This window comes from Ureibacillus galli, assembly GCF_014836845.1.
GTDB classification, from domain to species: Bacteria; Bacillota; Bacilli; order Bacillales_A; family Planococcaceae; genus Ureibacillus; species Ureibacillus galli.
In genome coordinates, this window is the sequence record NZ_JACSQA010000014.1 from 1 (window position 1) to 25,756 (window position 25,756).

Here is a 25,756-nt window from a genome sequence, read left to right on the forward strand (position 1 = left end):
TTCCGAAGTAGCTCAGTGGTAGAGCAATCGGCTGTTAACCGATCGGTCGTAGGTTCGAGTCCTACCTTCGGAGCCATATTGGGGAAGTACTCAAGAGGCTGAAGAGGCGCCCCTGCTAAGGGTGTAGGTCGGGTAACCGGCGCGAGGGTTCAAATCCCTCCTTCTCCGCCATACATAATTTTGTGTTAGGCCCGTTGGTCAAGTGGTTAAGACACCGCCCTTTCACGGCGGTAACACGGGTTCGAATCCCGTACGGGTCATTACTAAACACTCTCAAGATAAAGATTATCTTGAGAGTGTTTTTTTGTTTATAATGAAAGAATTTCTCTTTATTGTACAATATTTTACGTTTGAAAAGGGTAAATTAGGTGAACCTTAAATAATAGATAGAAGGAGGTTTAAAATAAATGAATCAATCACAAATGGCACAATTAAAAAACAATTTATTAGAGGAATTGAAGGATTTAAAAGAAGGTTTAGAAACCCACGATGATATAGATCGTACGGAATTATCAAATTATGATAATCACCCTGGAGATAATGCTTCTGATTTAACATCACAATTAACAGAATATGCAATGGATGATTTTAAACAAGAAAGTATTGAAAAAATAGAGGCCGCGTTAAATGCAATGGAAAATGGAACATATGGAAAATGTGAAGTATGCCAAAAGGAAATTCCATTTGAGAGGTTAGAGGCAGTTCCTACGACATTGACTTGTAAAGAACATAGTCATGAAAAAATTGATATGGAAACTCGTCCAGTGGAAGAAGAAATTATGAATGAACTTACACATAAGTCATTATTAACGGTAGATTTCGAAGATGGTTCTGGTGAATACCCGTCATCTGATAGTCCACAAGATGTTCCTCAAGAGATTATTCATCAAAATAACCAAGAGACATCTATTCGAGATCGTCTACAATAAAATGAATTATTGTCACTTCATAGATAGCACGTACTATCCATTTTCCTATACAATAGAGAAAAACATGGATAGGCGGTAAAAAAGTGGATATTATTGATTTACATTGTGATGTATTGGAGAAATTAACTCGATTAGAAGAGGCCGATTTTCAAAATGATGGTAGACTGCACGCCAATTTAAATCATTTAAAGGCAGGAAAAGTAAAGGTTCAAGTATTTGCCATCTTTGTTCATCCAAGTGTGCCTCAAAAAGAAAAGTTTTTAGAAGCTGCTCGTCAAATAGAGGCATTTCATACAAAAGTGTTAAGTAAAACCGAGATGGTTCATATTACTGATTGGAGACAATTAGATGAACTGAAAGAAGGAGAAATCGGAGCCGTTTTAAGTCTTGAAGGTTGCGATTGTATTGGAGACGATTTAGAGAAACTTCAACTTTTAATCAATGCAGGCGTTAAAATTGTTGGTCTTACTTGGAATGATGAAAATACTGTCGCATATGGGACATCAGAATTGCCATCAAAAGGTATAAAACCCTTTGGCCATAAAGTCATTCAATTATTAAATAAGCACGATATCATACTTGATGTGGCTCATTTAAATGAACAAGGTTTTTACGAAGTACTGCCTTTAGCAAAACATATCATTGCCAGTCATTGTAATGCTAGAAGTCTATGCAATCATCCAAGAAATCTAACAGATGGGCAAATCAAAGCATTAGTTCAATATGGAGGAAGAATTCATGTAGTTTTTTATCCTCCGTTTGTAGAACAAGATAAAGAAAGTACGACGATAAATAATCTTCTTCAACATATTCAATATTTAACTACACTAGTAGGTGTCGAATCCATTGGATTTGGTTCTGATTTTGATGGAATGGATCCGTTATCTATTGAAAAGTTATCTAATGCTAGTGAATATCCAAATCTTATTAATGCCTTGTTGAAAAGTTATTCAACTGATGAAGTTCTTATGATGGCAAGTAAAGGATTTAAAGATTTTGTGATGGAAGTTGGAAAAGCGTAAGAAATAAATCTTACGCTTTTTTTAATGGAATAAATTAGTTACTTTTACACATTAAAAAAGAAAGTGACAAGGATTATCGATATGGTATATAAGAAAAAAATGATATGATAGAATAGATATCGAGTGAATCGAAAAGATTATTTAAACAAACAGATATATTATTGTCTGTTATTTTTATGGCAAATTGCCTTTGTTGGAGGGAAAATTCATGCACCAGAAGTGGTTACAAACCACTGGAGTAGAAGTGGAAACAGTCAATTCGACATTAACCTTCTATATTGAAACGATTGAAGTAAACCGATTATCGGCCCTAGCATTCTTTGCAGCAGGGGAAAAACAATATAAAGGACAACGGTTTTTCTGGCAAAACCGTGAGAAAACGTTCACATTAGTCGGACTAGGACATGCATATAAACTCGAGAATAATGCAAATGATGAACGATTTGATTTCATAGAAAAAGAATGGAAAGCTTTAACGAAAAATATTGTAAAGGAAGAAAGTGAGCAACAACCGATTCTATTTGGTGGATTTACTTTTGATCCGAACAATATGAAAGAGGGAGAATGGAATGGTTTTCCCCAAAGTTATTTTTCAGTAGCGACTTATCAGCTTGTAATTCGGGATGATAAAGCTTATGTAAACATCCATTTAGTTACCGACAACGATAATTGTCTAGAAGAATTTGATCTGTTACGGAAAGAACGAGATCAGTTAATTCATGCTGCTCAAGTAAGAGAGTTAAAAATGTATGATAAACCAGTCATGACAAATTATCGAGAAGTTTATAAAGAAGAATATTTAAAAACGATTGCAACGGTTACAAACTTAATTAAAAATAAGGAAGCTGAAAAGGTAGTAATTGCCCGTGCTTTGGAAATGCAATTTGATGACACTTTAACAGCTCCTCAAGTATTATCCCACGTAATCAGTGAGCAGCCTGAAAGCTATTTATTTGGACTAGAACGTGACAATCTATTATTTTTTGGTGCTTCTCCAGAGCGTTTAGTAAAGGTAAAGGATGGTCATGCTTTTTCTTCATGTGTCGCAGGTTCGATTAAACGTGGTAAAACGGTTGAAGAAGATCAAGCACTAGGAGATAGCCTTTTAGCAGATTCAAAAAATTTAGGGGAGCACCAATATGTTGTTGAAATGATTGCTCAAACATTTCAACAAAATTGCACCCAGTATCGATTACCTAAACAACCAAAACTGTTAAAAATTCGTGATATTCAACATCTTTACACACCTGTTGAAGGGTTGCTAAAACAGGATGCAACGATATTGCAACTTGTTAAACATTTACACCCAACGCCAGCATTAGGAGGCGTTCCTCGACAGGAAGCACTTTCGATAATTCGTCAATATGAATCGATGAACCGTGGATTATATGCGGCTCCATTAGGTTGGATGGATGCAGAAGGCAATGGAGAATTTATTGTGGCGATACGTTCCGCTGCATTAAAAGAAAATACGGCATTTTTATATGCTGGTGGCGGTATTGTCGCTGATTCCGAACCAATTTCGGAATATGAAGAAACTTTAGTGAAGTTCCGTCCGATGTTGCGTGCTTTAGGAGGACAACTACATGAATGATCGAGAAATATTAACAAATTATGTGTATAAAATGGTTGCTTCACTTATGCAAAATGGAGTAGAAGATGTTGTAATAAGTCCGGGATCTCGTTCTACACCCCTTGCTTATGCATTTGCTTCAACGAAGAATTTAAAAGTTTATCGACAAGTTGATGAACGTTCCGCGGCATTTTTTGCTTTAGGAATTGCGAAAGCAAAGGCTAAACCGGTAGTTCTACTATGTACGTCAGGTACAGCAGCTGCTAACTATTATCCAGCAATTGTTGAAGCTAAGTATGCTCGAATACCGTTAATCGTCATTACGGCAGATCGCCCTCACGAATTACGGGAAGTCGGAGCACCTCAAGCTATAAATCAAATGAACTTATATGGGGAAAGGGTTAAATGGAGTGCCGAATTTCCAATTCCTGACGATTCGCCACAAACGTTGCCACATATAGAACGTCATATTGCTCGAGGAGTAAATATTGCTACAACAGCACCCTTTGGACCGGTACATTTTAACGTCCCATTCCGTGAGCCTTTGCTCATTGATTTTAAAGAAGAACTTCCTATGCCATCTTTTCAAAATAGTTATGTGGGAGAAGTGACTCCATCTGAAAAAGCAAAGGAAACATTAGAAGAAATCATTCGTCAAACGCAAAAAGGTTTTATCGTTGTCGGTGAGCTAGCCTTAGGCACTGACTTACATTATATTTGGTCCTTCATTCGTACATTGAAATGGCCAGTGTTAGTTGAAAGTTTATCGAATTTGAGAACAAACGTTCCGGAGGATTGTGAGCCATATCTTATTACTACATATGACGCATTATTAAAAAGCGGACCTTTTAAACAACTAGTTGCTGCTGATACAGTAATTCGTTTTGGTGCTCAACCTGTATCTAAATTTTTAACGATTTTTTTAACAGAAACTGAGCCAACTCATTATGTCGTAATCGATGAAGATCCTATGTTCCGTGATTCAGCTGCGGTTTCAACCCACTTTATTCATGCATCCATTGGAAAATGGTTAAACGAGTTAAAGCTAAGTGGTAATCATATTAATGAAGAATATGTAACACAGTGGCAAAAAGGAGAGACAATCGCGAAAAAGAATGTTGACAGCTATATTGCCTATGAATCCGATGAAGGGGCGATGGTACGAATGTTTTTAGAAAAGCTTCCTGATCAGAGCGATTTATTTGTAAGTAGTAGTATGCCGATTCGCGATATAGATACATTCCTATTACCAACTACTAAAGATATTCAAGTATTTGCAAATCGCGGTGCAAATGGGATTGATGGTGTAATGTCAACTGCTATAGGCTTTAGTCAAGCAAGACCGAACCGTGAAATGTATTTATTCATTGGAGATTTAGCCTTTTTACATGATTTAAGTGCATTAATCGCTACCCGTTATCAGCCATGTAATATAAATGTGATTGTCTTTAATAATGATGGTGGAGGAATCTTCTCATATTTATCCCAATCAACGGTGAAAGAGTATTATGAAGATTTATTTGGTACTCCAACTGCTTTACAATTTGAAGAAGTAGCTAAAATGTATGATATGGACTATCTTTCAATCCATTCATTGGACGAGCTATCTCCATTCTTTGAACAACCAAAGGAAAAACCGTTACGTTTAGTTGAAATTTTTACGGATCGAAAGGAAAATGTTGCTGCCCATCGTAAGCTTTGGCAACGAATTCACGAGGAGCTTGAACGATGATTGTACAAGCCCGTGGTATAAACGTCAATGTTCAAGTATGGAATGATCATTTAGCAGAAACAATTGTCCTGCTCCATGGTTTTACAGGTACTGTTAGAACATGGGAAAAAACCGTTTCGTACCTTTCTGACTGTCGGCTAGTAGCCATTGATTTAGTTGGACATGGTCTAACAGATATTCCAAAAGATTTGTCACATTATACAATGGAAGAGCAAATTGATATTTTAGAAGATGTTTTTCATCAATTGGACCTAAATCAAGTTATTTTAATCGGCTATTCTTTAGGTGGTCGAGTAGCTCTTTCTTACACTGCTAAGTATCCGGAAAGAATCCGGCAGTTAATTTTAGAAAGTGCTTCTCCCGGATTAAAAACAGAAGAAGAAAGAAAAGCTAGAAGAAAAGCAGATGAAGAACTGGCGAAAAAAATTGAGCAAAACGGGATTCAATCATTTGTTCAGAAATGGGAAAACATCCCTCTATTTCAATCACAAAAAGACTTACCATCCGCTGTACAACAATCGGTGCGAGAAGAGAGATTATCCCAATCTGAAATAGGACTTGCCAACAGTCTTAGAGGAATGGGAACAGGGGCGCAGAAATCCCTATGGGACCAGCTTTATGGACTCAATACGCCAGTTACACTCATAACAGGAACTTTAGATGAAAAGTTCTGCAATATTGCTCAAGAAATGAAAATGCGATTGCCTTTTTCCCAACACCGATTAGTTGAAAATGTTGGGCATGCAATTCATGTGGAAAATCCTAAACAATTTGCTACAATAGTAAAGGATGCTATAGATTTTAAAGGGACGACTGGATAAGCTTTATCAATGTCTTCAAGGTAATGACGATTGATAACTTAGTACAAATTCCTAATCATCTTGCCGCAATAAGTTGCAATATATGTTGCAACAAATACGTCATCGTATTTTATAAATCAATAAGGGGGTATATACATGACACGTGAGTGGACAACTTTACATACTTATGAAGATATTAAGTATGAATTTTACAACGGAATCGCAAAAATTACGATTAACCGTCCAGAAGTGCGTAACGCATTTCGTCCGAAAACAACTGCAGAAATGATTGATGCATTTTCACGTGCACGTGATGATGAACGTGTAGGGGTAATCATTTTAACAGGTGAAGGTGATCAAGCCTTCTGTTCAGGTGGAGACCAAAAAGTTCGTGGAAATGGTGGATATGTCGGAGAAGATAATATCCCACGTTTAAATGTTTTAGATTTACAAACATTAATTCGAAAAATTCCAAAGCCGGTTGTCGCAATGGTGGCAGGTTATGCAATTGGTGGAGGTCACGTTTTACATATCGTATGTGACTTAACAATTGCAGCTGAGAATGCTCGTTTCGGTCAAACTGGCCCACGAGTAGGTTCTTTTGATGGGGGATATGGTGCAGGCTATTTAGCACGTATCGTAGGCCATAAAAAAGCTCGTGAAATTTGGTTCTTATGTCGTCAGTACGATGCACAACAAGCACTTGAAATGGGCTTAGTAAATACAGTTGTTCCATTAGAACAATTAGAAGATGAAACAGTTAAATGGTGTGAAGAAATTCTTGAATTATCACCAATGGCATTACGTTTCTTAAAAGCAGCATTTAATGCAGACTCTGATGGTTTAGCAGGTATCCAACAACTTGCTGGAGATGCTACACTTCTTTACTATACTTCGGATGAAGCAAAAGAAGGCCGCGATGCATTTAAAGAAAAACGCAAACCAGACTTCGGTCAGTTCCCAAGATTCCCTTAATAGGAAAGATATAAATAGAAAGCAAGAGAATCTCGATTCTCTTGCTTTTTTATATGGAAAAGAACAGAATAGAACAAGGAAAGAGAAGCGTTATATTTTACATATATAAAGGGCTATAAACAAAGAGAAAATCCTCATTTTTTGAATCGCTAGCGATAGAGAGTTAAAATAGAAATGCAATGTACTGGAGGAATGGATATGAATCCAAATTGGATTTTACAACGTGCACATGTAACACCGACTCGTCGTGCATTAATTTTTGAAGATCAATCATGGACTTTTGAAGAAATAAAAAACATATCAGTCCACAGAGCGAAACAATTAGCAACATTAGGTGTCCAACATTATAGCCGTATAGCGATAATAGGACCGAGTCAACCTCGGCTTATTTTTATGATGTATGCATGCATGCATCTGCAGTGTGAAATGGTCATGTTAAATCGTAAGCTTTCAAAGGAAGAGTTACAGTATCAAATTGAAGATGCAGGAGTAGAAGTTGTATTAGTTGATGATGAAGATATTTCCCTCATACCTGAAAATACTCCCCATCTTTTATTTACAACAATCGAGAGTAGTGAAGCAACTTCAATTAACATTCACAATGAATGGTCAAATGAACAAACAATATCCATCATGTATACATCAGGTACGACAGGATTTCCAAAGGGGGTCCGTCAAACTGTTGGAAACCATCAAGCAAGTGCCTTATCATCTGTGTTAAATATCGGTCTTTCTGAAGATGATGTGTGGCTTTGCGTAGTCCCTTTATTTCATATAAGTGGATTTTCAATTTTAGTCCGCTCATTACTATATGGCAATCAAGTGAAATTGTATAAAAAATTCGATAAAGAACAATGTGTCAATGATATCGCTAAAGGAAATGTGACCCACATGTCTGTTGTGGCGGTGATGTTAGAGCGTATACTTCAAGGTTTAGAAGAAAAGGACAGTCAAGCTTCTCCTAAGTTTAAGTTAATTCTTGCCGGGGGAGGACCTGTTCCGGTACACTATCTTGAACGGGCCAGTCGATTAAATTTACCCGTTTCTCAAACTTACGGTATGACAGAAACTTCTTCTCAAACGGCTACTTTATCGAACCAAGATGCTTTTAGAAAAATAGGTTCTGCTGGAAAACCGCTATTTTTTAATCAAATAAAAATTGCAAATTCCACAATGCCCAATGAAGAAGGGGAAATATTAATTCGCGGTCCCCATGTAACACCTGGCTATATTGGTCGTTTTTCCGATAAAAGCTCAACTATTGATGGTTGGTTACATACAGGCGATATTGGTTATTTAGATGAGGATGGGTATTTATATGTACTCGACCGTCGATCCGATTTAATTATTTCTGGAGGAGAAAATATTTATCCTGCTGAAATAGAGAACGTATTAATGAGTCATGAGGCGGTAAGAGAGGCTGGAGTATGTGGAGTAGAAGATGACGTATGGGGACAAGTTCCTGCAGCATTTGTTGTCCTAAAAACGACCATTACGGAAGAAGAGCTTCTTCAATTTTGTCGTGGAAAGTTGGGGAAATATAAAATCCCGAAATACATTTACTTTGTCCCATCCCTTCCTCGAAATGGCTCCAATAAATTAATGAGAAGGAAGCTAAAGGAATATATAATGTAAAAAAGGTTCGTCTCAAATGTGAGACGAACCTTTCTACTTAATTTAAAGCTTTTTTAAATGTTTCTATATTTCGTTCCATTAATGTGAAATATGTTTCGTTATTATTTATATCATCTTCTGTTAACACACTTAAGTTATGTAACTCCAGTGTGTCAGCACCCACTTCATTTTGAATAACTGAAGAAAGTTTAGAGGAGACGTTTTGTTCAAATAAAATGTATTGAACATTTAATTCTTGCGCTTGTTCAACAATACTTGCCAACTCTTTTTGAGAAGGTTCGCTTTGAGAATTGATTCCTGCAATCGCTACTTGTTCTAAACCATATTGTTTTGCAATATATCCGAAAGAGGCATGGGAAACAAAGAATGTTTTCGTTTTTGCTGCTGACGCCATTTCTTTAAACTGTTGATCTAATGAATCAAGTTCTTCCACTAATAATTCATAGTTTTCGTTAAAAGTTTGTTCTTGTTCAGGTAAAGAAGCAACAAGCTCTTCTTTAACTGCCAATGCTAAATCTTTTGCTAAAATTGGAGATAGCCAAACATGAGGGTCAATATCACCGTGATGATGGCCTTCGTGTCCTTCACTTTCATCATAATCATGTGTTTCTCCTTCTTCATGCTCATGGTCATGTTCTTCTTCTGCTGAGGCATTTAATTGTTCATCAGAAATATAGTCTGCTGCTGCAACTAATTTCACATTTTCACCTTTTAAAGTATTTTGGGCATTTTCAACAAACCCTTCTAAACCAAGGCCGATATAGAAAAATAGGTCAGCATCCGCTAATGACATCATATCTTGTTGTGTCGGTTCATAAGTGTGTTCATTTGAACCTGGAGGATAAATGGAAGATACATTCACATATTCTCCACCTATACGTTCAGCAAAATAACTTAATGGATAGACCGTTGTATAAACATTTAATTTCGATGAATCTTGCTCACTAGCAGATTCTTTTTTGGAAGTTTTAGTAGATTCATTATTACATGCAGCTAAACCAATGGATAGAATAGCAATTAGCAATAAAAAAGATAATCTTTTCATTTCATTTCAATCCTCTCTAAATAGTAACAATTACGATTTGAATTTTCAACATTCTCAATAATACATGATTAATTGAAAAAATACAATAAAAAAAGGCCTTCGAATTATTTTTTTTTCGAAGGCCATTTTTCGGGAACAGGATCATATCCTCCTGGGTGGAAAGGTTGGCATTTTAATATTCGGATTGTCGTTAGGATAAATCCCTTTATGGCACCGTGCTTTCGAAAAGCATCAAGACCATATTCGGAACAAGTAGGATGGAAACGGCACGTAGGTGGCGTAACAGGTGAAATAAATTTACGGTAAAATTTAATAATTAATATAAAAGGATATTTCATTTTTTAACTCCTAATCTTATAAATCGTTTTGTTTTCATCGAAAAGACAGATTAAACATCTATTCCTTTATTATTATAAAACAAATTCGGGAACAAGATTAGTAATTTTGCATTGTCATGGACGTTTCCATGATGTTTTAAAGTAGTAAAGAACGGTTATAGTAATGATGACAAAAACAATAATGTCATTAAAGGTTCATAATTTTTTGGTAGTTGTCCAAACTATTTATAGTATGAACGAATGGAGACAAAAAAATTATTGATAATTGTCAATAAGATTTAAGAGGTGGATATAATGACAAACAAACCATTAATTGAACAATTAAACGATCTTGTAGCTACTTGGTCAGTCCTTTATACAAAGCTCCATAATTATCATTGGTATGTAAATGGTCCTTCATTCTTTACCCTTCATGAAAAGTTTGAAGAACTATACAATGAAGTCACATTAAATTTGGATGAGGTGGCAGAGCGAATCCTTACAAAAGGAGGAAAACCTGTTGCAACATTAACAGAACATCTTGATATGTCACATATTAAAGAAGCTACGGGTTCTGAAACAACGGAAGAAATGGTTCAAACAACAATTAGTGATTTTAAAACCATTATGGGATTTTTAAAGGAAGCAATGCAACAAGCTGCTGAAGAAGGCGATGATCGCACGGAAGATATGTTAAATGAAATGGTTCAAAGTTTAGAAAAACATACTTGGATGCTTTCAGCTTTCTTAGGGAATAACCAGTAATTTTAGAAAAGTACCGTTGTTTTTCATAAAAGTTGTTCATGAATAGTTCACATTTTTTCGCTCCATACTGAATAAAAGGAGTGATTGTCATCGATACAACGATTTATGTTTCTGTTGTGAACCAGTCATATAGTTATTATCCATTAGGGTTACCCTGTGAATTTAAATTAAAAATGGATAGTGACAAAGCAAGAATATTTGAGAGGTTATTCATGCAGATGGATTCACTGGAATTTGATAATATTGTTCGTGCCCATTTACCTTATTTACCCTATCATTTAGATGAATCCAACGATGAAATTGACAATCGTTTAAAAAAGATATATGCGCTAATTCATGAATTTGGTGATGATTATACAAAACAATTTGTTGAACAATTACCGTATTTCCATTGATTATGAAACATCCCTTCGCTAGACTATAATTATGTATAGGAGATGAGCAAAGGGATGTTTACTTTTATTGATGAAAATGGTTGCAAAGTTGATCTAAGGTTTGATGATGGACCATTTGAAATTGAACCAAAACATGTACTTGTTTTCGTTTGTTATGAAGGAAAATGGCTATGTACGATTAATAAAAAGCGCGGTGTTGAATTCCCAGGCGGCAAAGTAGAGCCGGGTGAAACGTTGAAAGAAGCGGCGATTCGCGAAGTATATGAAGAAACGGCTGTACATATTTCAGATTTAAAATGGTTTGCTTATTATGTTGTCCATGATAAAGTTCCATTTTGCAAAGCTGTTTTTACTGGAAAAGTGGAAAGAATAGATGACTTCGTGGAAGAATATGAGACGTTAGGGATGACGTGGCTGACGACAGAAGAATTAATGAACCATCCCCATTTAAGTTTCTACATGAAGGATTGGGGAATGAAAAAGATGTTACAGGAAGTGAAGCATCATGAAAGACAATGGTAGTATTGAATCAATTCGTAGTTATCCTTCACCAAATCCACATGTTGTACTAAAAGAAATTATTTATTGGTCCCAAGGTCTTCGAGTAAAAGGTTTATTAGCAAAACCTGTACTTGATGGAGATTATGAAGCATTACTATATTTGCGCGGAGGATTACAATCTATAGGTATGGTCCGTGCTTCCCGTATCGCCCAATTTGCTAGTCAAGGATTTATTGTATTTGCCCCTTATTACCGTGGAAACCGTGGTGGAGAAGGAAGAGACGAAATGGCAGGGGATGATCGTTTTGATGCAATTCATAGTGTGGAAGTGTTAAAACAATTCGTTGATAAAAAAGAGATACATTTATTTGGCTTTTCCCGCGGTGGGTTAATGGCTTTATGGACGGCGATTTTACGGAATGATATTAAATCGGTTGTGACGTGGGCTGGTGTATCAAATGTTACTTCTATGTATATGGAACGGGTCGACATGCGAAGAACTTTAAAAAGAATTATCGGTGGTTCTCCAAATAAAGAACAGGAGAAATACGATGAACGTACCCCTATTTTTAAAGTAAAGGATATACATGCACCAGTTTTAATTATCCACGGAACAGAGGATGAAAATGTTAGTATTGATCAAGCATACGACTTGGAACAAGCATTAATAAAAGAAAATAAACAAGTAGAAACATGGTATTCATCCGGGCTATCCCATCATTATCCTCCCCAATTAAATAGACAGACGGTAAAAGCCCTCTGTGAATGGATGAAACTAAAATAAAAAAGGACGTCTACTAGACGTCCTTTCTATTTAAATTAAGCTAAAGGGCCACCTTTTTTCAAAATTTCTTCAGAAACGTTTGTGAACTTTTTGAAGTTTTCTTTGAATAAGTCCGCTAAATAAGCCGCTTTTTTATCATAAGCATCTTTATCTGCCCATGCTTCACGAGGATTTAATACTTCGCTAGGTACACCTTCTACTGCAGTTGGAATATGTAATCCAAAAATTGCATCTTGTGTAGTTTCTACATCATTAAGTTTCCCATCAATAGCAGCACGAACCATTGTACGTGTATAGGAAAGTTTCATACGGTTTCCAACGCCATACTCTCCACCAGTCCAACCAGTGTTTACTAAGAATACTTGAGAACCGTGTTCATCAATTTTTTGACCTAACATCTCAGCATAACGAGTTGCTGGAAGCGGTAAAAATGGTGAACCGAAGCATGTAGAGAATACTGGCTCTGGAGATGTTACGCCACGTTCTGTACCTGCTAATTTTGAAGTGAAACCACTTAAGAAGTGGTACATTGCTTGTTCTTTCGTTAATTTGCTGATTGGAGGTAATACTCCGAAAGCATCAGCAGTTAAGAAAACGATTGTTTTCGGATGTCCTGCAACAGAAGGTGTGACAATATTATCGATAAAATGAATTGGATAAGCTGCACGAGTATTTTCTGTTAATGTAACATCGTCATAATCAGGAATACGAGTTTCCGGATCAATCACAACATTTTCTAAAACGGAACCAAAACGAATTGCGTTATAAATTTCCGGTTCTTTTTCAGCCGAAAGGTTAACCGTTTTTGCATAACATCCACCTTCGATGTTGAATACACCATTGTCTGACCATCCATGCTCATCATCACCGATTAGCTTACGATTGCTATCAGCAGATAAAGTAGTTTTACCTGTACCAGATAAACCGAAGAATAGTGCTACATCACCAGCTTCACCAACGTTTGCTGAACAGTGCATTGAAAGGATATCACTTTCTGGTAATAGGTAGTTCATAATACCAAAAATAGATTTCTTCATTTCACCAGCGTACTCTGTACCACCAATTAAAATGACTTTCTTTTCTAAAGATACAATAATGAAAGTTTCGGAAGTAGTACCATCTACTGCTGGATCTGCCTTAAAGGTAGGAGCTGATACAATTGTAAATTCAGCCACATGAGAAGCTAGCTCGTCTTTAGTTGGACGGATGAATAATTGATGACAGAATAGATTGTGCCATGCATATTCATTGATTACTTGAATTGGGAGTTGTGATTCTTTATCTGCTCCGGCAAATCCTTTGAATACAAATAGCTCATCTTTTTCTTTTAAATAATTTACAACCTTAACGTAAAGATTATCAAACACTTCAGCAGAAATCGGACGGTTTACATTACCCCAGTCGATTTTGTCTTTTGTGCTTTCTTCTTCTACAATATATTTATCTTTAGGAGAACGGCCAGTATATTTACCTGTTTCAGCACGTAATGCACCATCTACAGTTAATGTTGCTTCTCCACGCTCGGTAGCTTTTTCCACTAATTGTGGTACTGAAAGTTGAACATTTATATTTTCTCCGTTTAATAATTCCTTCAGTTCATTTGCAATTTCTACTGAATTCATCGATTAAATACCATCCTTTTTTAAGTATTCCCGCTTGCTTGGGAGGGTTGAGTAATTTCAAAAATAGTATAACACATTGATTTAAATAATCTATACTAATCCCTGAAAATTATTTTTTAATTTTAAAACATTTCGTGATTTAGGTAAAATCCATTGACATTTATAGTTACTTTACGTAAGATGTTGTGTTGAACGGATACTCTTATCCCGAGCTGGTGGAGGGTCAAGGCCCTATGAAGCCCGGCAACCTGCATTTTTTTGATGCGATGGTGCCAACCTGATGCAAGGGGATACCCTTGAACGATAAGAGTGAAAGGTAATGTAATGAAACGACAATTCCTTTTACTCATGCAAAAGTACTTGAGTAGAGGAATTTTTTTTTTCAATTTAGAACACAATGAAATGGATAGTTCAACTACCTATTTTATATGTGCCTTTCTAAATCCATGTATCAAATTACGAATAAGTGAATTCCACTTGCCATAACTTTTGATGCCACTCGATAAAACTAGATTTCAAAAATGTTCTACAATACATTTTAAACGAAATCTAACACAAAAGGTAGCTAAAAATTGTTCAGAACATGTTTTTGTACATATTCCATTATACAATTACTGTCTTTTTTAACTATCTTTCATAAGATGGAAAATTTAAGCTAAACAAAAGGTAGTATTGTGACGGCTTGAAGTACTAATCTTTTTAAGTGGGCTAAACATGGGTAATAGAGTACCGTATCAACAACGAGGAAAGAGTCTCGCTATAAACTTAGGAGGAAATCAAATGACAAACCGTCGACTGTTTACATCAGAAAGTGTAACAGAAGGGCATCCGGATAAAATTTGTGATCAAATTTCCGATGCTATTTTAGATGCAATCATTTCTGAAGATCCAAATGCACGTGTAGCTTGCGAAACAACGGTAACAACTGGATTAGTGTTAGTTGCTGGGGAAATTACAACATCTACATATGTTGATATTCAAAGTGTCGTTCGCAACACTGTTGCAGAAATTGGCTATACACGTGGGAAATATGGTTTTGATGCAGAAAATTTAGCCGTATTAACGGCTATCGGAGAACAGTCCCCTGATATTGCGTTAGGTGTGGATCAAGCTTTAGAAGCTCGTGAAGGTTCTATGACTGATGAAGATATTGAAGCAATTGGTGCTGGTGACCAAGGGTTAATGTTTGGATACGCATGTAATGAAACACCAGAATTAATGCCATTACCAATAAGCTTAGCGCACAAATTAGCGCGTCGTTTAACAGAAGTTCGTAAATCAAAGGAAATTCCATATTTACGTCCGGATGGTAAAACACAAGTGACAGTAGAATACGATGAAAACAATCACCCAGTTCGTATTGATACAATTGTTATCTCTACTCAACATGATGAAGATGTAACATTAGAACAAATTCAAGAAGACTTAAAAGAAAAAGTGATTAATGTAGTTGTTCCTTCTGATTTAATTGACTATGAAACAAAATACTTCATTAACCCAACAGGTCGTTTTGTTATCGGTGGACCAAAAGGGGATGCAGGTTTAACAGGCCGTAAAATTATTGTCGATACGTATGGTGGTTATGCTCGTCATGGTGGCGGTGCATTTTCAGGTAAGGATCCAACAAAAGTAGACCGTTCTGCAGCTTATGCCGCAAGATATGTAGCCAAAAACATCGTTGCAGCTGGTCTTGCAGAGCGTGCTGAAGTCCAATTAGCTTATGCCATTGGTGTAGCACGACCTGTATCCATTTCGGTTGATACGTTTGGTACTGGGAAAGTAGAAGAAAATAAATTAGTAGAATGGGTAAGTGAACTATTTGATTTACGCCCTGCTGGTATTATTAAAATGCTTGATTTACGACGCCCAATGTATAAACAAACGGCTGCATATGGTCATTTTGGTCGTACAGATTTAGATGTTCCATGGGAAAATACTGATATCGCCCAAAAATTAAAAGAAAAAGCTGGCCTTTAATAATTACAAGGCTACTTCATAGTTAACAAGAAAATAATAAAAAATCTGCGAGATTTCTACAAATCGGGAGGATAAAGCCATTTATCTTATAGAATAGAAGGCCTTATCCACCCATTAGAAATGAAGCAGATTTTTTTGTTGTTCCGATAGTTTGAGAAAGAATATGTAAAAAAGCTTAAAGGAAGAAAAAGATAAACAATTTTTTTAGGATAGTTTTTACAATCGATAAAAACAATAAAGCGATAAATGAGAGAACAAATATAAAGAAATACATGAACAGTTTTTGAAAAAACAAATTTTGCTGATCGTTACTTATCTCATCTAAAAAGATTGAGAGAATAAGAGGAGTTAAAAACACGATAACCGGTGCGGTAATAATAATGAGGCTGATGAATATCCACCCAGTACTCTTCTTTTTAAAATGTATTTCATAACACCCCTTCTTTATCTATATGAACGAAAAGTAGAGGTAATACTATAAATTATTTCTAATGAAGATTGAAAAGATGAGTGTAACACGGAAGTTACACTCATTTAAATGGTCATTATTTTTGAATGGATTTATAATATTGTCCCTTTTCAACATATTCCCGAATAATGCGGTCCATATCTTCTCGATCTTCTGGAGTAACCGTACGAACTACTTTTGCTGGTCTACCCATAGCTAAAGAATTAGGTGGTATTTTTTTACCTGGTGGTACTAAACTCCCAGCACCGATAAAGGCACCCTCTCCGATTTCCGCGCCGTCTAATATAATAGATCCCATCCCAATCAAAGCTCTTTTTCGTATCACGCAACTATGTAATGTTACTTGGTGGCCAACTGTTACTTCATCTTCAATGATGAGAGGGTTGTTCGGACTTTGATGTAAACAACTTAAATCTTGGATGCTACAACGATTCCCGATTATAGTAGGTGCTACATCTCCTCGAATGACTGTATTAAACCAAATGGATGTTTTTTCACCAATTGTAACATCACCAGTAATTACGGCATTGTCGGCAATAAATACAGATGGGTCTATTTTAGGATTTTTATTTTTAAATGGATAAATCATCGAAATATACCTCGTTTCTAAGTATGATATATTATTATCGTATCAAATAAATAAATGTATGGAAAACAATTATTGGTATATATATCCACGATTGAATGAGGAATAGGTAGGAGGGTGCGTTATGTGGAAATGGGAAGCAGATGGACAAGCGAAGGCAGTAGTCGTTATCGTACATAGCGTTTTTGAACATCACCGTTGGTATGCCTGGTTAATTGAAAAACTTCGTTTAGAAGGGTATCACATTGTTATGGGAGATTTGCCCGGGCATGGTGAACATTTAAAATATTCAAAAGTACATGATGAAACAATTGAAGACTATTTAGATTATATAAAAAAATTAATGGCAAGTGCTTTAACCTATCAATTACCTGTTTTTGTGATTGGGCATGGGCTAGGGGGAACTCTGGCGATCAAATTTTTAAAGAAAAATCCAATGGAATGTGCAGGGCTTATTTTAGCTTCACCTTGGCTTCATTTAAGAAAAACGGCGAATTTACTTACGAATGCCATTACAAGCTTAGGAACTTTAGCATCGAACAAGAAGATCTCGTTAAAGTTTGATAAAAATATGTTAACGAGAAATTTAGATGGCTACAATGAAATGGTTGATTATTTACCTTACCATTCGAATGTAACTGTTCGGTGGTTTAAAGACATTCATAATTTAATGAGAAATATGACAGCGGAACAGGAAGGAACTTTATCATTACCGATTTTGTTAATGGTAGCAAAGGAAGATAAAATTACGGATCCACAACCTGCAAGAAAATGGTTATTTAATCAACTGTCATCCGAAATTCAATATAAAGAATGGTCAAACAGTTATCATAACCTATATCATGACCATGAACGGGAAGAAGTATTTACATATGAAAAGGACTTTATTAATAATGTCATTCGCTCATTGGGATATATTATTAAATAAAATAGTAATCGAGATGAAAGAACTATCCATGAAAATTTTTTTCTTGGGTAGTTCTTTTTCTATATGAAATCGATTTTGTGAGAAAAAAGTAATGGAGTAATAGTAAATTTAAATTTCCCAATATTCTGACTTATGAATCAATCAAACTACTTTTATAGCAAAATATAAAAATTTTTATTGAATTGAGGTTTTAATTTATGTAATATAAAGAATATTCTAAATAGTAAATGAAAAAGGGGTGTATTCATGATTGAATCAATTGTTACTTGGTTAAACGATTTATTATGGGGTCCAGTAATGATTTACGGTATTTTAATCGTAGGGTTATTGTTCTCCATCTTAACGAAATTTGTTCAAGTTAGAAAAATTAAAGATATGTTTGTGCTCATGTTTACTGGAGAAAAATCGGAAGCGGGTATCTCTTCCTTCCAAGCTTTATCAATCGCACTATCCGGGCGTGTTGGTACTGGTAATATTGTAGGTACCGCTACGGCCATTGCTTTCGGTGGACCTGGTGCTGTATTTTGGATGTGGGTAACGGCATTCATTGGGGCATCAACTGCATATGTAGAATCAACATTAGCTCAAATTTACAAAGAAAAGAAAAATGGTGTTTACCGTGGAGGTCCTGCCTTTTATCTAGAAAAAGGAACAGGTCATCGTTGGTTTGGAATTGTCTTTGCTATCGCAGCGATTTTAGCAGTAGCTATTTTAATGCCAGGGGTACAATCAAATGCGATTACCAGCGCGGTGAATAATGCATTTGGAATTGAACAATGGGTTACAGGTTTAATTGTTGTTGCGATTTTAGCATTTATTATTTTAGGCGGTGTAAAGCGGATAGCCAACGCAGCCCAAATTATCGTTCCTTTTATGGCTGTTGCTTATATTTTATTAGCCGTTATTGTAATTATAATGAATATTTCTTTAGTTCCAGATGTTTTTGCTCTTATTATTCGTAGTGCATTTAATGCCGATGCTACTTTCGGTGGGATGATTGGTGCAGCAATATCTTGGGGTGTAAAACGTGCTGTTTATTCCAATGAAGCAGGTCAAGGTACAGGTCCTCACTCTGCAGCTGCAGCTGAAGTATCACACCCAGCTAAACAAGGTTTAGTACAAGCAGCTTCCATTTATATCGACACATTATTCGTATGTTCAGCAACAGCATTAATGATATTATTTATGGGTACATATAACACTAATGTAGGAGATGCTAATGGCGAATTAATAGTAGAAAACGTAGCAGGGGCTACCTATTCCGAATTTACCCAATTAGCAGTAAACAAAGCCTTCCCTGCCTTAAATGATTTTGGCTCTATGTTCGTTGCGATTGCGCTGTTCTTCTTTGCCTTTACAACAATTATGGCCTATTATTATATTGCTGAAACGAACGTTGCGTATTTATTCACCCAGAAAAGGGAACAGATCTTTACTTGGATTTTAAAATTTGTCCTCATCATTTCCACTTTCTATGGGGCAATCCGTACATCGGATTTAGCGTGGAAATTTGGCGATTTAGGATTAGGTTTAATGGTTTGGATTAATGTAATCGGAATACTCATATTAATGAAACCAGCTATGTTAGCATTGAAGGATTACGAACAGCAGAAAAAAGAGGGGAAAGATCCGGTATTTGACCCTATTAAACTAGGAATTAAAAATGCGACTTTCTGGGAGAATTATAAAAAAGATAAATGATACAAAGAGCGGGGCAAAATTTGCCTCGCTCTTTTTTATTCTTTAGGAAAATCTTTCACCTTTTCCAATGCCACGATAAATGGTGGATCATTTTTTTGGTTCATAAATTCGTAACGAAGAACATGTACATATTTTTGGGGAAGTGTACTAACGAATTTTAATAATTCATCCCGTTCCTCTTTACCACCTTCATGACCATGATAAATCACTAAAACGATTATGCCACCGATTTTTAAAAGTTGTAGTAATTGGTGAATCGCTTCAATGGTTGTATTACTTTTCGTCACTACATGATGATTGGCACCTGGTAAATATCCAAGGTTAAAAATAGCTCCACCAATTTCTTGTTGAACATATTGGGATATGTGTTCATGTCCGTCTAAAATAACAGTCGCCAAGTCACTGACTCCTTTTTCCTTTAAACGGTTCAACGTTGAATCGATGGCTTGTTGCTGTATGTCAAAAGCATAAACATGACCATTCTCTCCAACAAGCTCTGTTAAAAATAAAGTGTCATGACCGTTTCCAGCCGTGGCATCAACTGCTATGTCACCTACATTTATGGACTGGGATAGAAGGGTCTTTGCATATTGTAATACACGTTGTAATTTCACTAATGTCACTTCCTTTTGGCAAATATTTTATTTCCATCAAACAATTTGAGTTTTGGATGGAACATAAAATTTTCCTTGCCAACTTCCGCGACGTTCAAGTTCAGCATCGATACCGTTTAAAACTTCCCATTTATTAACGCTCCACATTGGGCCAATCATTAAATCAATCGGACCATCACCTGTAATACGATGGACAATCATTTCAGGTGGAATAACTTCTAATTGATCCGCTACAAGTTTAATGTATTGGTCTTTTTCAAGAAATTCCAACATACCTTTTTCGTACTGTTTTACTAACGGAGTTCCTTTTAGTAAATGAAGAAGATGAATTTTTATTCCTTGTACGTCCAATTTTGCCACTTCGCGGGCTGTTTCCATCATCATATCGTAATCTTCTAACGGTAAACCGTTAATGATATGTGTACAAACTCGAATGTTATGTTTACGTAGTTTTTCGACACCTTCTACATAAGTTGCGTAATCATGGGCGCGGTTAATTAGATTTGCAGTTTTCTCATGAACCGTTTGTAAGCCTAATTCCACCCATAAATAAGTTCGCTCATTTAACTCGGCTAAATATTCTACAACGTCGTCAGGTAAACAGTCTGGTCGAGTAGCAATGCTTATTCCCATAACGCCCTCGCAAGCTAAAGCCGCTTCAAATTTTTCCTTTAATACAGGTAGCGGTGCATGGGTATTTGTATATGCTTGGAAATAAGCCATAGTTAAACCATCTTTCCATTTATGCTGCATTTTTTCTTTAATTTTTTCAAATTGAACAGGGATTGGATCGACCCGATCACCTGCAAAGTCACCACTTCCGGCAGCACTACAAAAAGTACAGCCGCCAAACGCAACAGTGCCGTCACGGTTCGGACAATCGAAACCAGCATCTAAAGCTACTTTATATACTTTTTTACCAAATTCATCTCGTAAATATCTGTTCCATGTATAGTAACGTTTCCCGTCGGAAGGGAAAGGAAATTGTTGTTCAATCATTTGATTCACTCCTCTACCAAGTATTCTAACACGGGTTTTTGTATTGTGCATTTTGTATCAATAATTTTTACCCATCCTTTAATCTTTTTTCTTGTACTTCTAGGAAAAGAATAATACTATTATTCTTTGTGGAAAAAGAGTTTTGGAGGTATTCATATGCCTAAAAAGGTATGGCTGTTAGTTATTGGGACCTTTATAAATATAACGGGTAGCTCATTTCTATGGCCATTAAATACAATTTATATGCACGATCATTTAGGACAATCTTTATCAGTTGCAGGGCTTGTATTAATGATCAATGCAGGGGCAACTGTATTAGGGAACTTAGCGGGCGGTCATTTATTCGATAAACTTGGTGGTTATAAATCGATTATGCTTGGCATTATCATAACCGTTATTTCTTTAATTGGGATTACGTTCTGGCATGGTTGGCCTTATTATGTTTGGTTTTTAACGATTATGGGCTTCGGAAGTGGTATTGTCATTCCTTCTATCTTTGCATTGGTAGGATCCGTTTGGCCAGAAGGTGGGAGAAAAGGATTTAATGCCATCTATCTTGCTCAAAATTTAGGTGTGGCGGTAGGACCAGCATTGGCAGGACCTATTGCCGAAAAGAGTTTTGATTATTTATTTATTTCCAATTTAGCTTTGTATATTGTTTTTCTACTTTTAGCTGTTTTCACTTATCGAGATATTGTTCCAAAGGTGGAAACGGAAAAAAGTAATAGTGGGGAAAAGGTTAAAGTGTCAACATCAAAAACCAATTTCTATTCGTTAATTATTTTAAGTAGCGGCTTTTTGTTAACATGGGTAGCTTATTCCCAATGGGCAACAACCCTTTCAACCTATATACAACAACAGGGCATCAGCTTAAAAGAGTATAGTTTACTTTGGACAATTAATGGCGTGTTAATTATTACGCTACAGCCAATTATTAGCCCGATTGTTCAAAAGTATGAAAAACAAATTAAATCGCAATTAGTTATCGGTGTCATCATTATGATGTTATCCTTTACGGTTATTTTGTTTGCTGATAGTTTTAAAATGTTTGCAGCAGCTATGGTCATTTTAACAGTTGGTGAAATATTCGTATGGCCAGCTGTGCCGACAATAGCCAATATGTTAGCTCCAAAAGGTAAAGAAGGAACATATCAAGGAATTGTGAATAGTATAGGTTCAATCGGAAGAATGATAGGTCCACTTATCGGAGGTATGATTGTCGATTACTATAGTATGAACGTACTAATTTTAGTTTTATGTAGTTTGTTTATTATTAGTATTATCCCATGCTTACTGTATGATAAACCGATAAAAAAATCCTCCCATTCGATTTCCAATGAAGAGTGATTTTTGTTCTGAAAGGCATTTAACTGGGGGACTTGTATATTTTATGTATTTCCATTAAAATGAATAAAATAATAAAAAAGTACGACTATGAGAAGGAATAGTAGATCTTGAAGCTTTTTAGAGAGCTAGCGGTTGGTGGAAGCTAGTAAGTAGATAAATCGAACTCGCCTTGGAGTCTGTTTTAGTGAAAAGAGTAGCTAAAACCGTCATACCGCGTTAAGGTATTAGAGCTGAGTGTAGTGTCACTAATGTGGGTGGTACCGCGGGAGTTTGCAAATATCTCTCGTCCCTTTTATTAATAAAGGGGCGGGTTTTTTTATTTTTTAAATATTTCGTCAACTTCATCTTCATAATTATTTTGTAGACTTAAGCCCTATTTTCACTAGTGTTTATACTGTTTTACAGTTTGCATTTTAAAAAATCTAGTTACCAATGTACTCCAAGGTCTATTTGTTTATTATTTCCTTTTCTAGGATAATCTACTTATTATATAGCTTTTTGACCTTATTTAACTTTTCTTCATGTCGAATGATTATTTCAGAAAACAAAAAAAGGAGGAAATATGCTCATGAGTTTTAATCATCAACAAATCGAAAAAAAATGGCAACAATATTGGGAAGCGAAAAAATCATTTAAAACATTAAATGACGAATCCAAACCTAAATTTTATGCAATGGATATGTTCCCTTACCCTTCTGGTGCAGGTTTACATGTAGGACACCCGGAAGGATATACAGCAACAGATATTATTTCCCGCTTTAAACGTATGCAAGGATATGATGTTCTTCATCCGATGGGGTGGGATGCCTTTGGTCTTCCGGCTGAACAATATGCATTAGATACAGGTAACGATCCAGCTGAATTTACAGCAAAAAATATTGCAACATTTAAAAGACAAATTCAAGAATTAGGATTTTCTTATGATTGGGATCGGGAAATTAATACGACAGATCCAGATTACTATAAATGGACGCAATGGATTTTTACTAAATTAGTTGAAATGGATTTAGCTTACGTAGATGAAATTCCTGTTAACTGGTGTCCTGCTCTTGGAACAGTACTAGCGAACGAAGAAGTCATCGATGGTAAATCTGAGCGTGGTGGCCATCCTGTAGAACGACGTCCTATGCGTCAATGGGTATTACGTATAACAAAATATGCTGACCGTCTACTTGACGATTTAGAAGAGGTAGATTGGCCAGAATCGATTAAAGATATGCAACGTAACTGGATTGGTCGTTCTGAAGGTGCCGAGGTGAAATTTACCGTAGCCGGTACAGAGAAAAACTTTGAAGTATTCACAACTCGCCCTGATACGTTATTTGGTGCAACCTATTGTGTGTTAGCACCAGAGCATAAATTAGTTGAAGAAATTACGACTGCCGAACAACGTCAAGCGGTCGATGAATATCTAGAAAAAGTGAAAATGAAGTCTGATCTGGAACGTACTGATTTAGCGAAAGAAAAAACAGGTGTATTTACAGGTGCTTATGCAGTTAATCCAATTAATGGTAAGCAAATACCGATTTGGATTGCTGACTATGTATTAGCTTCCTATGGAACTGGTGCTATTATGGCAGTACCAGCTCATGATGAACGTGATTATGAGTTTGCGAAAGAATTTGGTCTAGAAATCATACCAGTACTTGAAGGTGGAAATATTAAAAATGAAGCCTTTACTGGTGATGGTGCACATATTAATTCCGATTTCTTAAACGGTTTAAATAAAGCTGATGGAATTGCAAAAGCAATTGAATGGCTAGAGGAAAAAGGTGTAGGAGAAAAGAAAGTAACATACCGTTTACGTGACTGGTTATTCTCACGTCAACGGTATTGGGGAGAACCAATTCCTGTTATCCATTGGGAAGATGGTACAATGACTACTTTGTCTGAAGAGGAACTTCCATTAGTACTTCCAAAAACTTCGAACATTCGCCCTTCTGGTACAGGGGAATCTCCATTAGCTAACATTGATGAATGGGTGAATGTAGTAGATCCTGTAACTGGGAAAAAGGGTCGTCGTGAAACGAATACAATGCCACAATGGGCTGGTTCTAGTTGGTATTACTTACGTTATATCGATCCGAAAAATGATAAAGCTATTGCTGATTCAGAATTATTAAAACGTTGGTTACCAGTGGATATATACATTGGTGGGCAAGAACATGCAGTACTTCATTTACTTTATGCTCGTTTCTGGCACAAAGTACTATATGATTTAGGTGTGGTCCCAACAAAAGAGCCATTCCAAAAATTATTCAACCAAGGAATGATTTTAGGTGAAGGTAACGAAAAAATGTCAAAATCTAAAGGGAATGTTGTAAACCCTGATGATATTATTAAAAGTCATGGTGCCGATACACTTCGTTTATATGAAATGTTTATGGGACCACTTGATGCTTCTGTTGCATGGTCAACGAATGGTCTTGACGGTGCACGTCGTTTCTTAGATCGAATTTGGCGTCTATATACAACGGATGAAGGAAAGCTATCAGAAAAAATACAAAATAGTTCTGATGCAGCTCTAGAAAAGGCATATCATCAAACGGTGAAAAAAGTGACAGAGGATTATGAACATCTTCGTTTCAATACAGCCATTTCTCAAATGATGGTATTTATTAATGAGTGTTATAAAGCTGATACCTTCCCGATGGAATATGCTGAAGGCTTCGTGAAATTATTAGCACCGATTGCACCACACGTATCAGAAGAGTTATGGGAAATACTTGGTCATACAGAAACACTTACTTATGCAGCATGGCCTACGTATGATGAATCAAAACTTGTCGATGATGAAGTAGAAGTGGTCGTACAAGTAAATGGTAAACTACGTTCAAAAGTGAAAGTGGCAAAAGATGTTTCAAAAGAACAACTTGAAGAAATAGCAAAAGCGGACGAAAAAGTAAAAGAGTTTACAGATGGAAAACAAATCGTTAAAGTAATTGCGGTACCAGGTAAACTAGTAAATATTGTTGTAAAATAAATCCTTTATTCTGCCTCAAATATATCATTCACATATATTTGAGGCATTTTTGTATTT

The 25,756-nt window shown here is 36.0% G+C and carries 22 protein-coding genes, 3 tRNA genes, 1 riboswitch and 1 other annotated feature; of the genes, 19 read left to right on the top strand and 6 right to left on the bottom strand.

The window, feature by feature from the left end:
- Position 1: 1 nt before the first annotated feature.
- The 10 genes from H9636_RS10285 to H9636_RS10330 all read left to right on the top strand — a co-directional run bounded on the left by H9636_RS10285 (position 2) and on the right by H9636_RS10330 (position 8,666).
- Positions 2–76: transfer RNA gene (locus H9636_RS10285), tRNA-Asn, on the top strand.
- 4 nt (positions 77–80) lie between these two features.
- Positions 81–171: transfer RNA gene (locus H9636_RS10290), tRNA-Ser, on the top strand.
- A gap of 17 nt (positions 172–188) precedes the next feature.
- Positions 189–260 (top strand) — tRNA-Glu (locus H9636_RS10295).
- Between the two features lie 147 nt (positions 261–407).
- The gene (locus H9636_RS10300) at positions 408–929 is read left to right on the top strand and encodes a TraR/DksA C4-type zinc finger protein (protein ID WP_191707526.1); all 522 of its coding nucleotides are present in this window, start codon (positions 408–410) and stop codon (positions 927–929) included.
- 83 nt (positions 930–1,012) lie between these two features.
- The gene (locus H9636_RS10305; protein WP_191707527.1) at positions 1,013–1,951 is read left to right on the top strand and encodes a dipeptidase; all 939 of its coding nucleotides are present in this window, start codon (positions 1,013–1,015) and stop codon (positions 1,949–1,951) included.
- A gap of 208 nt (positions 1,952–2,159) precedes the next feature.
- Complete coding sequence (locus H9636_RS10310; protein WP_191707528.1) at positions 2,160–3,545, top strand: isochorismate synthase; 1,386 nt, start codon at positions 2,160–2,162, stop codon at positions 3,543–3,545.
- Positions 3,538–5,256, top strand: coding sequence for a 2-succinyl-5-enolpyruvyl-6-hydroxy-3-cyclohexene-1-carboxylic-acid synthase (gene menD, locus H9636_RS10315; protein WP_191707529.1), 1,719 nt, complete (start codon positions 3,538–3,540; stop codon positions 5,254–5,256). Before H9636_RS10310 ends, menD begins: the two co-directional genes overlap by 8 nt.
- A complete protein-coding gene (menH, locus tag H9636_RS10320) occupies positions 5,253–6,077 on the top strand; it encodes a 2-succinyl-6-hydroxy-2,4-cyclohexadiene-1-carboxylate synthase (protein ID WP_191707530.1) in 825 nt (274 codons plus the stop codon). The genes menD and menH overlap by 4 nt, the downstream gene beginning before the upstream one ends.
- A 135-nt stretch (positions 6,078–6,212) precedes the next feature.
- Positions 6,213–7,031: a 1,4-dihydroxy-2-naphthoyl-CoA synthase gene (menB, locus tag H9636_RS10325; RefSeq protein WP_191707531.1), complete on the top strand. Its 819-nt coding sequence runs from the start codon at positions 6,213–6,215 to the stop codon at positions 7,029–7,031.
- A 198-nt stretch (positions 7,032–7,229) separates the two neighbouring features.
- Positions 7,230–8,666 carry an o-succinylbenzoate--CoA ligase gene (locus tag H9636_RS10330; RefSeq protein WP_191707532.1) on the top strand — a complete coding sequence of 479 codons (1,437 nt, stop codon included), beginning with the start codon at positions 7,230–7,232 and terminating at the stop codon, positions 8,664–8,666.
- Positions 8,667–8,703: 37 nt separating this feature from the next.
- On the opposite strand, the gene H9636_RS10335 is transcribed toward H9636_RS10330, so the two are convergent.
- Both H9636_RS10335 and yidD read right to left on the bottom strand, forming a co-directional pair.
- Complete coding sequence (locus tag H9636_RS10335) at positions 8,704–9,711, bottom strand: metal ABC transporter solute-binding protein, Zn/Mn family (protein WP_191707533.1); 1,008 nt, start codon at positions 9,709–9,711, stop codon at positions 8,704–8,706.
- A 104-nt stretch (positions 9,712–9,815) separates the two neighbouring features.
- Positions 9,816–10,049: a membrane protein insertion efficiency factor YidD gene (yidD, locus tag H9636_RS10340; RefSeq protein WP_191707534.1), complete on the bottom strand. Its 234-nt coding sequence runs from the start codon at positions 10,047–10,049 to the stop codon at positions 9,816–9,818.
- A gap of 294 nt (positions 10,050–10,343) precedes the next feature.
- Here yidD and H9636_RS10345 point away from each other — a divergent pair, with 294 nt between their 5' ends.
- The 4 genes from H9636_RS10345 (at position 10,344) to H9636_RS10360 (ending at position 12,473) form a co-directional block, all read left to right on the top strand.
- Complete coding sequence (locus tag H9636_RS10345; RefSeq protein WP_191707535.1) at positions 10,344–10,793, top strand: Dps family protein; 450 nt, start codon at positions 10,344–10,346, stop codon at positions 10,791–10,793.
- Between the two features lie 212 nt (positions 10,794–11,005).
- Positions 11,006–11,188, top strand: a complete 183-nt coding sequence (locus H9636_RS19045) for a hypothetical protein (protein WP_225230174.1) — start codon at positions 11,006–11,008, stop codon at positions 11,186–11,188.
- Between the two features lie 54 nt (positions 11,189–11,242).
- Positions 11,243–11,710 carry an NUDIX domain-containing protein gene (locus tag H9636_RS10355; RefSeq protein WP_191707536.1) on the top strand — a complete coding sequence of 156 codons (468 nt, stop codon included), beginning with the start codon at positions 11,243–11,245 and terminating at the stop codon, positions 11,708–11,710.
- On the top strand, positions 11,694–12,473 hold the full coding sequence (locus H9636_RS10360; RefSeq protein WP_191707537.1) for an alpha/beta hydrolase family protein: 780 nt from the start codon (positions 11,694–11,696) through the stop codon (positions 12,471–12,473). Before H9636_RS10355 ends, H9636_RS10360 begins: the two co-directional genes overlap by 17 nt.
- 35 nt (positions 12,474–12,508) lie before the next feature.
- Here the strand turns inward: H9636_RS10360 and pckA are convergent, their stop codons facing one another.
- Positions 12,509–14,095, bottom strand: a complete 1,587-nt coding sequence (gene pckA, locus H9636_RS10365; RefSeq protein WP_191707538.1) for a phosphoenolpyruvate carboxykinase (ATP) — start codon at positions 14,093–14,095, stop codon at positions 12,509–12,511.
- Positions 14,096–14,294: 199 nt separating this feature from the next.
- Positions 14,295–14,405, top strand: a riboswitch (SAM riboswitch).
- Between the two features lie 470 nt (positions 14,406–14,875).
- Here pckA and metK point away from each other — a divergent pair.
- Positions 14,876–16,072, top strand: a complete 1,197-nt coding sequence (gene metK / locus H9636_RS10370) for a methionine adenosyltransferase (RefSeq protein WP_191707539.1) — start codon at positions 14,876–14,878, stop codon at positions 16,070–16,072.
- Positions 16,073–16,617: 545 nt separating this feature from the next.
- Here metK and H9636_RS10375 read toward each other — a convergent pair.
- Entirely contained in the window at positions 16,618–17,130 is a 513-nt protein-coding gene (locus tag H9636_RS10375; RefSeq protein ID WP_191707540.1) for a gamma carbonic anhydrase, read from the bottom strand.
- A 121-nt stretch (positions 17,131–17,251) separates the two neighbouring features.
- On the opposite strand from H9636_RS10375, the gene H9636_RS10380 reads away from it, so the two are divergent.
- Positions 17,252–18,055 carry an alpha/beta hydrolase gene (locus H9636_RS10380; protein WP_191707541.1) on the top strand — a complete coding sequence of 268 codons (804 nt, stop codon included), beginning with the start codon at positions 17,252–17,254 and terminating at the stop codon, positions 18,053–18,055.
- Positions 18,056–18,301: 246 nt separating this feature from the next.
- Positions 18,302–19,756, top strand: coding sequence for an alanine/glycine:cation symporter family protein (locus tag H9636_RS10385; protein ID WP_225230175.1), 1,455 nt, complete (start codon positions 18,302–18,304; stop codon positions 19,754–19,756).
- A gap of 35 nt (positions 19,757–19,791) precedes the next feature.
- Here the strand turns inward: H9636_RS10385 and H9636_RS10390 are convergent, their stop codons facing one another.
- Both H9636_RS10390 and H9636_RS10395 read right to left on the bottom strand, forming a co-directional pair.
- Positions 19,792–20,370 (bottom strand): tRNA (mnm(5)s(2)U34)-methyltransferase, encoded by a 579-nt coding sequence (locus tag H9636_RS10390; protein ID WP_191707542.1) that lies wholly within the window; start codon positions 20,368–20,370, stop codon positions 19,792–19,794.
- A 36-nt stretch (positions 20,371–20,406) separates the two neighbouring features.
- Positions 20,407–21,369, bottom strand: a complete 963-nt coding sequence (locus H9636_RS10395; RefSeq protein WP_191707543.1) for a TIGR01212 family radical SAM protein — start codon at positions 21,367–21,369, stop codon at positions 20,407–20,409.
- Between the two features lie 156 nt (positions 21,370–21,525).
- Between H9636_RS10395 and H9636_RS10400 the strand changes: the two genes are divergently transcribed.
- Positions 21,526–22,716 (top strand): MDR family MFS transporter, encoded by a 1,191-nt coding sequence (locus tag H9636_RS10400; protein WP_191707544.1) that lies wholly within the window; start codon positions 21,526–21,528, stop codon positions 22,714–22,716.
- Between the two features lie 78 nt (positions 22,717–22,794).
- Positions 22,795–23,010: a binding site (T-box leader), on the top strand.
- Between the two features lie 274 nt (positions 23,011–23,284).
- Positions 23,285–25,699, top strand: a complete 2,415-nt coding sequence (leuS, locus tag H9636_RS10405; RefSeq protein ID WP_191707545.1) for a leucine--tRNA ligase — start codon at positions 23,285–23,287, stop codon at positions 25,697–25,699.
- The last annotated feature ends 57 nt before the right edge of the window (positions 25,700–25,756 follow it).